A 13,903-nucleotide genomic window follows, 5' to 3' on the forward strand; every position below is an offset into this window, starting at 1 on the left:
CATGCGCGACTTATCAATATCCGTCTATTTCGCACGCTCAGTGTTGAAAAATGCGGTCGCGCAGGGCCTGGACCCCATCAGCCTGTTGCGTAAAAATCGTGTCTCCCCCAGACTGATGCTGGAAGGCAGCGCGCGAATATCGATAGAACGCTTCGCCGACCTGCAGGTCGCCACGATGCAGGCCATGAATGACGAGACCCTAGGTTATGGGACCAAGCCCATGCCGCTGGGTTGCTGGTCGATGATGTGCCATGCGGTTATTGGGTGCGAGACGCTCGGAGAGGCGTTAAGCCGGTCGTGCCGGTTCTATCAGCTGTTTGAATTAGGCGTGCACCCGGTGCTAGACGAAGACGGAGAGTCTGCTGTGATCCGGCTGGTACCACAGGACGTTAATACGCCGTCAAACCCCTTTCTGCACGAGTTGCTGCTATTCAATCTGCATCGCTTTGCAAGCTGGCTGGTGCAGGAACACCTACCGATTCAGGTCGTACAGTTAAATTATCAACCACTCGCCCCAGCGCTGGATTACCGTCATATGTTCCTTGCCAACCCGGTGAAGTTCGAACAGCCCCACTCACAGCTGTTACTGTCTAAGGGCCTGCTAAGCAAACGTATCACACAGAATGAAGCATCACTGCGCCACTTTTTGCGGCACCCTGCGCTCATCATGCTCACACAAAACTACGCCATCAACAGCTGGACATCACAGGTAAGGGACATTGTCCGCCGTCAACTGCGCGATATATCGGAGCTCAATGATGTCGCCGTCACATTGGAAGTTCATCCGCAAACACTCAGAAGGCGCCTCGCGGCGGAGGGGACCACGTTCAAGGACATCAAAAACCAGATGCGCCGTGATACTGCCCTGCACTTTCTTGGAAAACAGGGACTCAGTATTGAGGAAATATCGCACCGGGCGGGGTTCTCGGAATCTAGCGCATTTATACGGGCCTTCAAGGGCTGGACTGGCGTAACGCCGTATACCTATCGCAAGGGACTCTGAGCCGGGGCTGAGCACTGGGCTGCGCAGCACGGTAGCGACCCACTGGCATGAAGTCAGGACAAGTACACCAAACGGCCATCGCAGGTGACACACTGATAGCGCACTCTGCCCCGCTGTGCGCGGTTATGGCGGGTTGTAGACACTTCGTGTAATTGGCAGCCGCAGTGGTAACGGTGTTTAGCTTGCCTGCGCTGGGGCACACCCTCCAGGTCAAGATTGAAGGTGACACCTGGGTCGGCATCAAAACGCGCCATCAGCGCCTGCCACTCAAGCCCGTGGGGCTTTACACCCCGCTTGGGATAGACCTCATGCACGATAAAATGGGCCACCTCATGGGGTACAGTATCACGTAGGTTTTCCTCGAAATACTTGGAGAAAATCCAGGGGTTGTAGCGGATCAAGCGACGCGCGCCAATGGTTTTAAACATGCCCGCCGTCTGTCCTTTTAGGTCGAAAAGCACCGGAACACGATCGAAAGGCCGGCCGAAAATACCCTCTGCCCGGCAGATATAGTCTTCTGTCCTCTGCTCTACTTGGCGTTGCTCTGTATCCCCAATGGGCTGCACCACGCTGAATATTTCCTTGTTGATTGACATTAATCCTTAGCCGACAGTACATCTCATGTCACGGCGTGTCACAGAAATGCTAAACTGGGCGGAACAGGCATTTAGCATAGCGTTCACGGTGACGCGACTCAATAAATACTGAACACCTGTAAGTTCCGGTACACTTATTTGTTGCGAGCTGTCATTGTTACCGGGCCGGCCACAGCACAAACTTTGCTCATGCGTGTATGGCATCAATTGTCCAACATAACGAAGAAGACATATGAAGACACAAAGTCTAGACGTCCAAAAACTCAGCGACTATTTAACCCTGCATATGACAGGGTTCACAGCGCCTTTAAGTGCGGAAAAATTTGAGGGCGGTCAATCCAATCCCACGTTCAAACTCACCGCTGCAGACGGCAAACATTATGTGCTGCGGCGCAAGCCACCTGGCGAATTACTGAAATCAGCCCACGCGGTCGATCGAGAATTTCGCGTCATCAGTGCATTGCGTGATACCGACGTGCCGGTACCAAAAACGTTCGTGCTGTGCGAAGACGACGATATCGTTGGTTCTATGTTCTACGTCATGGAATACAAGGAGGGTCGCATCTTGTGGGACCCTCTACTTCCCGATGCGGCCGATAACGCAGAGCGCTCCGCTATCTACGATGCCATGAACCAAACCATGGCCGCCCTGCATAATGTTGATGTAGATGCGGTTGGTCTGACCAGCTTCGGTCGACCAGGGAACTACTTTGAGCGTCAGCTGGGCCGTTGGAGCAAACAGTATCGCGCGTCCGAGACTTGCCACATCGCTTCGATGGAGTCATTGATGACCTGGCTTGTGGCCAAAATGCCTGAGGATGACGGCACGGTAAGACTTGTCCATGGTGACTACCGGCTGGACAACATGATGTTCCACTCTACAGAACCGCGGGTCATTGCGCTGTTAGACTGGGAGTTGTCTACGCTGGGCCATCCTCTGGCGGACCTAGCCAATCAATGCATGGCTTGGATGCTTCCACGGGAGGGCCGCATCAAAGGTCTCGGAGGCGTCGACCGCGCAGCGCTGGGCATTCCCAGTGATGAAGAATACATCGCGCGCTATTGTGAACGTACTGGACGCGACGGCATTGAAAATTGGAACTTCTATCTGGTGTTCTCGCTGTTTCGCCTCGCGGCAATTTTGCAAGGCATTGTTAAGCGCGCACAAATAGGAACCGCTTCCAGTGCCGAAGCAGATTCACAGGGTGAAGCCGTCACGCAACTGGCTGACCTGGCAATGTTATTGACTGACTGACGACTGATTACCACACCGGCGTCTGACGTCGGACACTTTTCAAACGTTCACTAACGAGGATTAGAACAATGGCTGAAGAAGTACTAATGGATGTCACTGATGGCATTTTGACCGTCACACTTAACCGCCCGAAAGCTAGAAATGCCGCCAACAAAGCACTCGCCGAAGGTGTCGCTGCCGCCATGGACAGACTCGACAGCGATGACAGTATTCGCGTAGCGATTCTCACCGGCGCTGGCGGCACGTTCTGTTCTGGCATGGATCTAAAAGCGTTTGTTACCGGTGAAACACCGAATGTTGAGGGCCGTGGATTTGCGGGTCTGACCGAGGCAACGCCGCGTAAACCGCTTATCGCTGCGGTTGAGGGCTATGCCCTGGCCGGAGGCTTGGAACTCGCTATCTCTTGCGATCTTATCGTTGCTGCCGATGATGCTAAATTTGGCATCCCGGAAGTCAAACGTGGTCTCGCCGCTGCCGCCGGCGGACTCATTAAACTCCCCAGACAAATACCCAAGCGACTGGCGATGGAACTGGCGTTAACCGGTGACTTTATCGGCGCCCAGCGTGCCTATGATATTGGCCTGATCAATGAAGTGGTACCAGCAGGAACAGCGCTTGATGCTGCGAAAGCGCTGGCTGCCAGGATTGTTGCCAATGGGCCACTGGCAGTCGCGATTAGCAAACAGGTTATATTACAGTCCGAAGACTGGTCCGCCGATGAAATGTGGCAGAAGCAACAGGAGTTGACGATGCCGGTATTCATAAGCGAAGACGCTATCGAAGGGTCTGTCGCTTTCGCTGAAAAACGCGCCCCTAACTGGAAAGGCAAATAAGGAGTAAGACAATGACAGACGCATGGATTATCGACGCCTGCCGCACACCACGCGGCATTGGCAAGAAGGGCAAAGGCGCCCTTGCAGAACAGCATCCCCAGCATCTCGGTGCCACAGTGCTCAAAGCCATCGCTGAACGCAATGACCTCAATACCGCCGATGTCGATGATGTGATCTTTGGCACCAGTTCCCAAAGAGGACGTCAAAGTGGCGACCTGGCACGAATGTCTGCACTGGAAGCGGGCTACGACATTCGCTCCAGCGGCATGACGTTAGACCGCTTCTGCGGCTCTGGCATCACTTCGGTCAACCTTGCAGCCATGAGCATCATGTCCGGAACAGAAGACCTAGTCATTGGTGGCGGCGCAGAAATGATGTCGATCTATGGGGAAGAAGGAGCAACCCCTACCCCGTTTCTCGATAATGGCAACCTAGCCCTAAGAGCCTTGCATCCGCAACCTCATCAGGGTGTCTGCGCCGATGCAATCGCGAGCATGGAAGGTATCGACAGGCAAGCGTTGGATGCACTCGCGTACGTCTCGCAGCAACGAGCAGCTAATGCAATTGACAACGGCTACTTCGACAATAGCTTGGTTCCGGTCTACTCTATTGACGGCACACTGGCGCTGGATAAAGAGCAATTTCCCCGTCCCCAAACGACCCTAGAAGGCCTCGCAGAACTGAAGGCTTCATTTGCGCCGATTGCAGATTATGCGTTGGATGAAAGTGGCCTGACTTACCGCAGTATGTTGTTGCAAAAATACCCAGGGCTGGAAATCACCCACATGCATCATGCGGGCAACTCTTCCGGCGTGGTCGATGGTGCAGGTGCAGTGCTACTGGCCTCCCCCGAGTATGCCAAAGCACACGGCATGAAACCGCGTGCCCGCATTAAAGCGATGTGCAACATGGGTGACTGTCCTACCCTGATGCTGAACGCTCCGGTCCCAGCGGCCAGAAAAGTACTGGCGAAAGCAGGTCTGTCCATCGAAGACATCGACCTGTTTGAGATCAATGAGGCCTTTTCTGTGGTGGCGGAAAAATTTATCCGCGACCTGCAACTCAACCGCGACAAGGTCAATGTTAACGGTGGTGCGATGGCACTGGGCCATCCGATAGGAGCCACCGGTGCACTGTTAATCGGCACCGTGCTGGATGAATTAGAGCGTCGAGACCAGCAGTTTGGCCTCATCACCATGTGCGCAGCCGGCGGCATGGCACCCGCAATCATCATCGAGCGTATCTAGCGCCCCCAACGCGTGGCGATAATGCTATCGCCACGTCATTTCACCCGCTACGGAGAGCCGTGTGTTCGATTTCAGTGAAAAATCTCGCAGGTATCAGCAACAACTCAACGCGTTCATGACGCAGAACATCTACCCTAGAGAAGAAGAATACACCGCCCAATTGCACGTAGCAGAAAACCGTTATGGCTACTTGCCCATCATGCATGAACTCAAGACTAAAGCGCAGGAGCAGGGTCTGTGGAATTTGTTCATTCCACCTTCACTGGCCGAGTTCAGCGATCACGGTGGCCTGAGCAATTTTGACTATGCGCCGCTGGCAGAAACCATGGGGCGGGTATTGTGGTCACCCGAAGTGTTCAACTGCAATGCACCGGACACGGGCAACATGGAAGTGTTCATGAAGTACGCCACGTCAGCCCAACAAGCACAGTGGCTAACCCCGCTTCTAGCCGGGGAGATTCGCTCTTCCTATGCCATGACAGAACCGCAGGTAGCCTCGTCAGATGCCACAAATGTCGAACTTAGCATCGTGCCTGATGGCAACGAGTGGGTATTGAACGGTCGTAAATGGTTTATTACCGGAGCCCTGTACGAGCGCACCCGGATATTTATCGTCATGGGAAAATCAGATCCACACAACACCAATCGTCATAAGCAGCAGACCCAGGTGCTGGTGCCCAAGGACACACCGGGATTACAACTAATACGTCCACTAACCACGCTCGGTTATGACGACGCCCCTATAGGACATGCCGAGATGGTATTTGATAATGTCCGCGTACCCCTAGATAACGTGCTGCTGGGTGCAGGCCGAGGTTTTGAAATCGCTCAGGGTCGACTAGGCCCGGGCCGCATTCATCACTGCATGCGACTGATTGGCGCAGCACAGCGCTCGCTTGAACTGGCGTGCAAACGCGTTGCATCGCGCACCACCTTTGGCCGTACTCTCAGCCAGCATCAGTCCGTCCGCGAGGATATCGCCCGCTGTTTTTCAGAAATCGAAATGGCGCGTTTGCTGGTGCTGAAAACCTGCAAGAAAATGGATGATGCAGGCACCATGGGTGCACTGGATATGATTGCGGCCAGCAAAACTACAGTGCCTCTGATGGTCCAAAACATCATCGATCGTTGCATGCAGATGCACGGTGCTGGGGGTCTAACGGCAGATTACTGCATGGCAGAAGCATTTAACTACGCCCGCTGGTGCCGCCAGGCAGACGGCCCTGACCAGGTACACCAAATGGCATTAGGCAAGATGGTCATTACGCGCTATTCCGAGGATGCATGAGCAACGCTCATAGGAAATACACTGCGGCACAACTAATAGCCATCGGAGGCAAACCACCCGCGCCCGCAAATTAGACTTAAGAGTCTATTGAGTTCATAGGTGGATTTAAAAGTACTTGCCCTACCGCTGTTTGCCCTGCTCAGTCTGACTGAAGCCGTCATTACCCTCTAGCGCGGACACCCTGCTTCGACGTCCTTTTATCAGCAGCTGCGGCCTTTGGGGTGGACACAATCTTCTTGCGCGCGGCAGGCTTTTTCTTTGTGGCCACCTTCTTTGAATCCGAATGCTGTCGCTGCTCACGCAAGGACTCTCGGTCTGCACTGGTCGGTGATGGACGGCGTCGCGAGCTACGTGGACGATGATACTCGGACGCGTCAGGGCGCAGATCACCCTGCTCAAAACGGTTCAAAATCTCCTCCATGGTGCGACTGATTCTGGTGCAGATACGGATGGCTTCTACAGCAGGATACGCTGAGTTTTCGCCGCCCTCCATCAACTCTATCAAGTCTTCTTCAGACAGATGCGATAACAGTTTGGCGGGGTTGTACCAACTGAAATTAGGGACAATATTGATATCGCCACTGTACTCCTGATCTATCAATCCGTGCATGCTGCTGACCAACATATTGACCCGCGGCCAGCTATCGCCGCGCTTCTGCACAATGCCCCGATAAAAGTTAAGAATTTCTCGACCCACACCGATACCCATGGTGCCTAAAGCCGCACCTAGTGCACTGCGTTCTCCATTTTTGTTCAAAAAGGGTATGGCAATGGGGTTTACCATGCTCACGATAAAATGATTAGTGCTGTAGAGCCGCTGTAAGCGTTTTGCGGGCAGATCATCGGCGATGGAGCCATCCACCCATTTTAGGGTGGGCAGGTAGGGCTGAGCCTCTCCATGCTGATTCTTCGCCATCAGCATCACTGGAGGGAACACCCCCGGCACGGCGCAGGAGGCCATCACCGCAGCGCGCAAATACACATTCGGTGACGTGATGGCGTTTAGCAAGCGCGACTGCTGGTGCAACTCTGCCGGTGCGATTGAGATACTGATCTGCCTGCCGGTCTTTTCATAGGCCTCATGGAAGGTTAAATCAGGGATCATGCGAGCGACCAACTTCTCAAGGTCACCCACTTCTATACGCGGGTTAGCGCCAAAAAACATTTTAGAAAATACGCTCGCCTCCTGCTCGGCTTCAGAGACCACATTTGCAGGATCGTAAAAAAACTCAAGTTCTTTATCGGTGTGCGTACCGATGACTGCCGCCACCAGCGCACCGGCACTAGAACCGGAAATGACACGTGGCAGCAAACCCTCGCTCAGCAGAGTCTTGACCACACCCATATGGTAGAAGCCCAGCACACCGCCACCACTAAGCATCAGGGCGGAACGGCCAAAGCAGATATTGGCGCGATAAAAAAAGTCGAGCTTTTGCTGGGTAGTAATGTCGTCACTCTCCAACTCCGCAAGAAAGCGCAGCGAGTCATCGACCTCATCAATATACTGCTCTATCAAGGTTTTGGTGCCAAATTTTGCACGGCTATAGAGACTATGCCGCCCCATACCGCCTAAGTTTCCATGAATACCCTCGTTGAGCGTGAACAAAAGTCCTTGGTAATCCTGCCGCGCACGCAACTGACGTAATTTGTCCAAGCGCAATCGAATTTGGGAGTAGTCGTATTGGCTGGTCTTGTCTACCGCGCGCCAGCCCTTCTGCCCAGATATTTCATCGTGCTGCTGAGCAAATTGACTCCACTGCTCATAGGTAACGGCCTGGTCCATCTGCTTCTGGAGATTTTTTAACTTGAGTGCATTTAACAATGAGATACCCATACGTTAGAGAGCGCCTGTTTGCGCATTCTTCGGCCAGCATAAGCGAAATACACGCTAACTCATAGCATCCAATAGGCCCAGTTCGCCAGCACTCACAAACTTCATCAGCGACTGAGCAAATTTCCAGCTATTCATAGCAAAAATAAGAGGCAGATCGGAGCCGCTAGGTAGCCGGCAAACTCTATACGCTGCACTCAAAACCCACCGTGCCAAACGAATTTTTTGAGTGTAATCGCCGCGCAGTGCGACGTAGCAGCTGTGCCATGTCACCGTTGCTCCAATCTTCATCCATATTTAGCCATCAGCCTCACACTGAGGTATATTTACGGATTACCGTTTGCGATAAGGCCTTTGTTATGACAGCAATCCACAAAAAACTCTATTTTCGGCTCCGCCAATCTCTGGCCAGCACACTTTTCCTCAAGCCGCAGCCAAAACCAATGGTATTCATCGGCGAAGGGTCCACTGTCCAGTTGAGCAAGGCTATTGGTCGCTTCGGTTTGCGTAAAATTCTGGTAGTGACTGATAAGCCACTCCACGATTTGGGGGTTCTCAATACAACACTGGAAGCGCTGCACCAGGCTGGCGTACAGACAGCCATTTTCGATGGTGTACTGCCAGATCCGACAGCGCAGATAGTGGACGACGGTATTGTCTGCTATCACCAAGAGCGCTGCGACTCCGTACTGGCATTCGGCGGAGGTTCTTCCATTGATGCGGCTAAGGTAATTGCTCTGGGAGCCGCCAACAATTGCAATACAGCGGGCTGCCTGGGTATCAGCAAATGCAAACTACCAGCCGTGCCCTTTTTTGCCGTGCCCACAACGGCAGGCACAGGCTCTGAAGCCACCTTTATCGCCGTGATTTCCAATAACGAAACACATGCAAAAGACGCCGTTGTAGATCCGTGCCTCATACCTAAGGCCGCAGCGCTAGATCCCGAAATAATGCGCGGACTGCCAAAACACATTACAGCCGCAACAGGCATGGATGCACTCACCCATGCGATAGAGTCCTATATCGGACGATGGGAGACAGACGATACAAACTATTACGGGCTCGCCGCTTGTCGACTCGTGTTCGACAATCTCGCAGAAGCCTGTCGCAACGGCGACAATTTGCAGGCGCGCGAATCAATGGCACTGGCATCACATTATGGCGGATTGGCCATTACCAACGCACTGGTTGGATACGTGCATGCGATTTCTCACAACCTCGGCGCCAAGTATGGGGTGCCGCACGGACTGGGCAATGCGTTGCTATTACCGCATGTGCTGGAGCTCCTTAAAGAGGATGCGACGGAGAAGCTTGCCGATATCGCTGTCTACTGCGGTATGGGTGCGCGCACTGAAACATCCACCGCGCTGACACGTAAATTCATTGACCAGATCTGGGCTCTCAATGATGAGATAGGCATTCCACGAACAACTGATGTCATTCGCACAGACGATATTGAAGGACTGATTACAGCCGCTTTGACCGAGGGCGGAAATTATCCCTCGCCGCGATTCATTACGGAAAATGAGTGCCGCGACGTGCTAAGGGCCATCAGTTCCTGATCAGGCTGCATCCATGTTCGCGGATACTGGATCTTCAGTCTTCCTAGTATTGTTCGATATTGGGAAATGGCTTTTGAGCCCTATACGTCTCTGCGGAAGCTGCCCCTAGGCTTAGGGCGAATCCGATTCAGCGGACTTTGTGTTCGTATCACCAAGCACCTTAGCGCGATACTCTTCTACCAAATGGCGCTTATACAGTTTGCCGTTGTCCATGCGCGGCAGCTTAGGATGAAAGTCCACTGAGCGTGGCATCTTGATGCTGGAGATACGTTCGCGCAGCCATTCCATAATCTCTATAGCCGTCTCATCTGTAGCATCAGCCCAGTTCATAGGCTCGATTACTGCTTTAACCTCTTCCCCAAACTCCTCGTTCGGAATTCCAAATACCGCCACGTCAGCCACTTTATCGTGGATGGCCAAAATATTTTCAACCTCCTGAGGATAGATATTCACGCCACCGCTGATGATGGTGAAGTTCTTACGGTCGGTAAGGTAAAGATAGCCTTCGTCATCGACGTAGCCTACATCACCGGTGGTTGCCCAGCCTTTGTCGTTGTAAGCATCCTCCGTTTTTTCCGGCTCATTGTGATAATGGAAGCTTCTTTGTTGACCGCCGAAATAGACTGTTCCTATTTCTCCGTGTGGCAATTCCGCGCCCTCATCATCGACAATATGCAACTCACCCACTAGGGTCACACCCACAGAACCTCTGTGGGTTAGCCAGTTGGCAGAATCGATCAAGGTAAAGCCGATGCCTTCGCTGGCTGCGTAGTACTCCATGATGATCTCACCCCACCACTCGATCATCTTCTCTTTCACTTCGATAGGACACGGAGCGGCCGCATGAATGGCAATTTGCATCGAACTCACGTCGTAGGCCTGCCGGACTTCTTCGGGGAGTTTAAGCAGCCGATTAAACATAATGGGCACCCATTGACTGTGGGTGACGCGATGCTCTTCGATCAGCTTCAGCGACAACTCGGGCTCAAATTTTTCCATAATCACGGACGTGCCGCCGTTATAAATCGTCATCATGTTGTAGTGCAATGGCGCCGCATGATACAGGGGAGCAGGCGACAGATAGACCGTCTCCTCGCCAAAGCCAAACAGCACACCTAGGGTGGGTGCTGCCCAAGGAGGCGTATTAACGTCTTTCGCGTAATCATTGACAAAAACCCCTTTGGGCTGTCCTGTGGTCCCCGAGGAGTAAAGCATGGGAACCCCATTACTCTCATCGCCTATCGGGGTATCTGGCTGCCCATCTGTAGCCTCTTCCCAAGACTCGAAGCCAGGCTTGATGCCGCCCACCATGTAATAGTGCTCAACGCCTGTGGCCTCTGCGAGCAACTGTTCTGCCACGTCCGACAGGGCAAGTGAACCAATAAACAATTTAGCCCCGCAATTTTGCAGAATGTAAGCCGTTTCCGATTTCTTTAAATGTGTACTGATCGGTGTAAATATCAAACCACTGCGCTGGGCCGCCCAGACAATCTCCAGAAACTGCCGGTTGTTTTCCAGCATCATGCCAATATGGTCACCCGACTTCAGACCCAGTGAACGAAACAGTTGCGCTGCCTGATTGGAACGCTCATCGAGCTCCTGATAGGTCACAATCTCACCTGTCGAACCCATAATAATGGCAGGTTTATGGGGGTAGGTCTTTGCGGTAATACTGGGATGCGGCATGGACTATTCCTCACTCATTTGGCGTGCTCGTTCAACACTATAGAAGTTTCCATCAAAAAGTGACAGTGGCCTAACGAAACCGCATCACGCCCTGCTGCATGGTAGTCGCCACCAGACGCCCTTCTTGGGTATAGAAGCGACCACTGGCTAGGCCGCGACCGCCACCGATGCGCTCTGCTTTCACCGTGTGTAACAACCATTCATCGGCACGAAAATCCTCGTGAAACCAGAGAACATGATCAAGACTTGCCACTTGAAAACCGACATGCGCGAAGTGTCGTCCATGCGCTATCAAGCAAACATCAATAAGGACCGCATCAGACAAATACGCCAGTACCGCCTGATGCAGTCCGGGTTGATCGGGCATCGGGCCGGTTGTCTTCATCCACGCCTGTAAGACCGGCTCCCGTGCCACCGGATTGTCCCAGTCTACTGGCTCGACAAGACGAATATCCAAGTCTTCTCCGGTAGTAATCATGAAGCTTTCGTCCAGATTGTCGTGTTCCAAACTTAACTGGCGCTCACTGGGCAACGCTTCTGGAGGCGGCACCTGCGGCATATCAGGCTGATAGTCATCACCTTTCGAAGGCATCTGGAATGACAGCGAACTGACCAGAATAGGCTTGCCTCCCTGCAGTGCCACCACACGCCGGGAACTGAAGCTCAGTCCGTCTCGGGCAAGTTCCACCTCGAATATAATGGGTTTAGTCGGATCGCCCGGGCGCAGAAAGTACGCGTGCTGCGAATGAAGAATACGATCGGCGGCAACGGTTGCCACGGCAGCACTGACGCACTGAGCCAATACCTGACCGCCATACACCCTAAAAGCGGCGGGGTGCATATTACCGGCACTGAATTTGTTCTCACCCAGAGACTGGGGCGTTAGCACGTCAAGCAGTGTGTTGAGCACGGTTGTTACCCTGTTGCCAATTGAGGCGCTATTATCCAGATTTGTGGGCCAATGCCAAACAGCGTTTGGCGACATCTGCACACAGCAATATGCCTTACAGGCAATATATTTGATATTCTGAGCTCTGGAAGCAGTATCGACCGAGATAAGGAGGGGCCATGAACAGCACAGCAACGCCGCTTAAACTGCGCCGCGCGATACGGTCAGGAGAGCATACTGGCAACACCTCGGGCATGGCAGCGGGCTTCGTACAATGCAATGTCGTGATTCTCCCTGCAGAAAATGCCGGCGATTTTCTCCGTTTTTGCCAGCTAAACCCTAAGCCTTGCCCAGTCATTGCCGTGGGAGACGCAGGCGCTGCAGCGCTGCCCGAGCTGGGCGATATCGATATTCGTACCGATGTGCCCCGCTATCGAGTGTTCCGCCAGGGTAAAATGACAGAAGAAGTCACGGATATCACTGCGCTGTGGCGCGACGATCTGGTGAGTTTTGCACTGGGCTGCTCATTTTCCTTTGAGGAAGCGTTATTAGCCGATGGACTGGAAGTGCGCAATGTGACCCAAGGCCTGAACGTGCCCATGTATCAAACCGATATTGACTGCGCTGAAGCGGGCCCCTTCTCTGGTAAGATGGTGGTCAGCATGCGTCCGTTCAACGCCAGCGATGCCATTCGCGCCATTCAAATCTGTACAGGGTTTCCCGCAGTCCACGGCGCGCCCATTCACTTGGGCGACCCCAGACTAATCGGCATTGAGGATTTAGAGCGACCGGATTACGGCGACGCAGTACCGATAAATGAGACTGAAATTCCACTGTTCTGGGCCTGTGGCGTCACCCCACAGGTGGCTTTGACTGCGGCCAGACTGCCCTTTGCCATCACCCACAGTCCGGGGTGTATGCTGATCACTGACGTGCGCAACAGCCAATTGGCCGTGCTGTAATACCGGGGAGAATCAATGCAACTTAACTGCGATCTAGGCGAAAGTTATGGCAACTGGAATATGGGCCATGATGCTGCCGTCATGCCCTATATCGACCAAGCGAGTATCGCGTGTGGCTTCCATGCGGGTGATCCTTTGACGATGCGCAAAACGCTGGCGCTGGCGGCACAGCACGGCGTAGCAATCGGCGCCCATCCGGCCTACCCCGATATTGTCGGTTTCGGCCGTCGCAGCATGACACTCAGCCGCGATGAAATCATTGCCTGTCTGCACTATCAGGTGGCAGCACTGGAGGGCATGGCGCAGAGTCAAGGATTAGCACTGTCCTACGTTAAGCCGCACGGTGCCCTGTATCACGACATGATGGCGCAGGCGGGCGTGCGCGCCGCCATTCTCCATGCGATAGCCAGCTACCACCACCCACTGACACTGATGATGCAGTCCACAGGGCAGACCGATAGGCACCGAGAGGAAGCGAAGGTAGCCGGCGTAAAACTCGTCTTCGAGGCATTTGCTGATCGCTGCTATGGCGACGACGGTAGTCTCGTGCACAGAAGTCAGCCAGGCGCCGTGCACAACCTCGAGCGCATGCTGGCGCAGGTGCGGCAGTTGCGACAGGACAGCACCGTGACCACCTTGAGCGGCCATATCATCCCACTGCAAGTCGATACCCTTTGTGTGCACGGTGACAACCCTGAAAGCGTGGGATCCATCGAAGCGATTCGTGCGCTGGTAAACGGCGGCTGAATCA

Annotated in this window: 12 protein-coding genes; 8 read left to right on the forward strand and 4 right to left on the reverse strand. The window is 53.5% G+C overall.

Annotated elements, in window-relative coordinates:
• Position 1: 1 nt before the first annotated feature.
• The gene (locus tag ABXT62_RS10805) at positions 2-1,003 is read left to right on the forward strand and encodes an AraC family transcriptional regulator (RefSeq protein ID WP_415355297.1); all 1,002 of its coding nucleotides are present in this window, start codon (positions 2-4) and stop codon (positions 1,001-1,003) included.
• Positions 1,004-1,056: 53 nt separating this feature from the next.
• On the opposite strand, the gene ABXT62_RS10810 is transcribed toward ABXT62_RS10805, so the two are convergent.
• Positions 1,057-1,599, reverse strand: a complete 543-nt coding sequence (locus tag ABXT62_RS10810; RefSeq protein ID WP_415355298.1) for a SprT-like domain-containing protein — start codon at positions 1,597-1,599, stop codon at positions 1,057-1,059.
• Between the two features lie 232 nt (positions 1,600-1,831).
• Between ABXT62_RS10810 and ABXT62_RS10815 the strand changes: the two genes are divergently transcribed.
• From ABXT62_RS10815 to ABXT62_RS10830, 4 genes are all read left to right on the forward strand, one after another.
• Positions 1,832-2,854 (forward strand): phosphotransferase family protein, encoded by a 1,023-nt coding sequence (locus tag ABXT62_RS10815; RefSeq protein ID WP_415355299.1) that lies wholly within the window; start codon positions 1,832-1,834, stop codon positions 2,852-2,854.
• Positions 2,855-2,922: 68 nt separating this feature from the next.
• On the forward strand, positions 2,923-3,687 hold the full coding sequence (locus ABXT62_RS10820) for a crotonase/enoyl-CoA hydratase family protein (protein ID WP_415355300.1): 765 nt from the start codon (positions 2,923-2,925) through the stop codon (positions 3,685-3,687).
• Between the two features lie 11 nt (positions 3,688-3,698).
• Positions 3,699-4,934 (forward strand): acetyl-CoA C-acetyltransferase, encoded by a 1,236-nt coding sequence (locus ABXT62_RS10825; RefSeq protein WP_415355301.1) that lies wholly within the window; start codon positions 3,699-3,701, stop codon positions 4,932-4,934.
• A 61-nt stretch (positions 4,935-4,995) separates the two neighbouring features.
• Positions 4,996-6,222 carry an acyl-CoA dehydrogenase family protein gene (locus ABXT62_RS10830; RefSeq protein ID WP_415355302.1) on the forward strand — a complete coding sequence of 409 codons (1,227 nt, stop codon included), beginning with the start codon at positions 4,996-4,998 and terminating at the stop codon, positions 6,220-6,222.
• A gap of 160 nt (positions 6,223-6,382) precedes the next feature.
• On the opposite strand, the gene ABXT62_RS10835 is transcribed toward ABXT62_RS10830, so the two are convergent.
• Complete coding sequence (locus ABXT62_RS10835) at positions 6,383-8,056, reverse strand: DUF3336 domain-containing protein (RefSeq protein ID WP_415355303.1); 1,674 nt, start codon at positions 8,054-8,056, stop codon at positions 6,383-6,385.
• A gap of 356 nt (positions 8,057-8,412) precedes the next feature.
• On the opposite strand from ABXT62_RS10835, the gene ABXT62_RS10840 reads away from it, so the two are divergent.
• Positions 8,413-9,615, forward strand: a complete 1,203-nt coding sequence (locus ABXT62_RS10840) for an iron-containing alcohol dehydrogenase (protein WP_415355304.1) — start codon at positions 8,413-8,415, stop codon at positions 9,613-9,615.
• Between the two features lie 111 nt (positions 9,616-9,726).
• Here ABXT62_RS10840 and ABXT62_RS10845 read toward each other — a convergent pair whose 3' ends face one another.
• On the reverse strand, positions 9,727-11,301 hold the full coding sequence (locus ABXT62_RS10845; protein WP_415355305.1) for an acyl-CoA synthetase: 1,575 nt from the start codon (positions 11,299-11,301) through the stop codon (positions 9,727-9,729).
• 70 nt (positions 11,302-11,371) lie between these two features.
• Entirely contained in the window at positions 11,372-12,211 is an 840-nt protein-coding gene (locus tag ABXT62_RS10850) for an acyl-CoA thioesterase (RefSeq protein WP_415355306.1), read from the reverse strand.
• Between the two features lie 158 nt (positions 12,212-12,369).
• Here ABXT62_RS10850 and ABXT62_RS10855 point away from each other — a divergent pair, with 158 nt between their 5' ends.
• Positions 12,370-13,152, forward strand: a complete 783-nt coding sequence (locus ABXT62_RS10855) for a putative hydro-lyase (protein WP_415355307.1) — start codon at positions 12,370-12,372, stop codon at positions 13,150-13,152.
• 15 nt (positions 13,153-13,167) lie between these two features.
• Positions 13,168-13,899 carry a 5-oxoprolinase subunit PxpA gene (locus ABXT62_RS10860; RefSeq protein ID WP_415355308.1) on the forward strand — a complete coding sequence of 244 codons (732 nt, stop codon included), beginning with the start codon at positions 13,168-13,170 and terminating at the stop codon, positions 13,897-13,899.
• Positions 13,900-13,903 lie beyond the last annotated feature (4 nt).

The organism is Halioglobus sp. Uisw_031, assembly GCF_047729875.1.
Classification (GTDB): Bacteria; Pseudomonadota; Gammaproteobacteria; order Pseudomonadales; family Halieaceae; genus Marimicrobium.

Coding starts and splice junctions, on each gene's coding strand:
- ABXT62_RS10810 (WP_415355298.1), bottom strand. CDS start 1,599: ATGTCAATCAACAAGGAAATATTCAGCGTGGTGCAGCCCATTGGGGAT.
- ABXT62_RS10805 (WP_415355297.1), top strand. CDS start 2: ATGCGCGACTTATCAATATCCGTCTATTTCGCACGCTCAGTGTTGAAA.
- ABXT62_RS10820 (WP_415355300.1), top strand. CDS start 2,923: ATGGCTGAAGAAGTACTAATGGATGTCACTGATGGCATTTTGACCGTC.
- ABXT62_RS10815 (WP_415355299.1), top strand. CDS start 1,832: ATGAAGACACAAAGTCTAGACGTCCAAAAACTCAGCGACTATTTAACC.
- ABXT62_RS10845 (WP_415355305.1), bottom strand. CDS start 11,301: ATGCCGCATCCCAGTATTACCGCAAAGACCTACCCCCATAAACCTGCC.
- ABXT62_RS10855 (WP_415355307.1), top strand. CDS start 12,370: ATGAACAGCACAGCAACGCCGCTTAAACTGCGCCGCGCGATACGGTCA.
- ABXT62_RS10860 (WP_415355308.1), top strand. CDS start 13,168: ATGCAACTTAACTGCGATCTAGGCGAAAGTTATGGCAACTGGAATATG.
- ABXT62_RS10840 (WP_415355304.1), top strand. CDS start 8,413: ATGACAGCAATCCACAAAAAACTCTATTTTCGGCTCCGCCAATCTCTG.
- ABXT62_RS10825 (WP_415355301.1), top strand. CDS start 3,699: ATGACAGACGCATGGATTATCGACGCCTGCCGCACACCACGCGGCATT.
- ABXT62_RS10835 (WP_415355303.1), bottom strand. CDS start 8,056: ATGGGTATCTCATTGTTAAATGCACTCAAGTTAAAAAATCTCCAGAAG.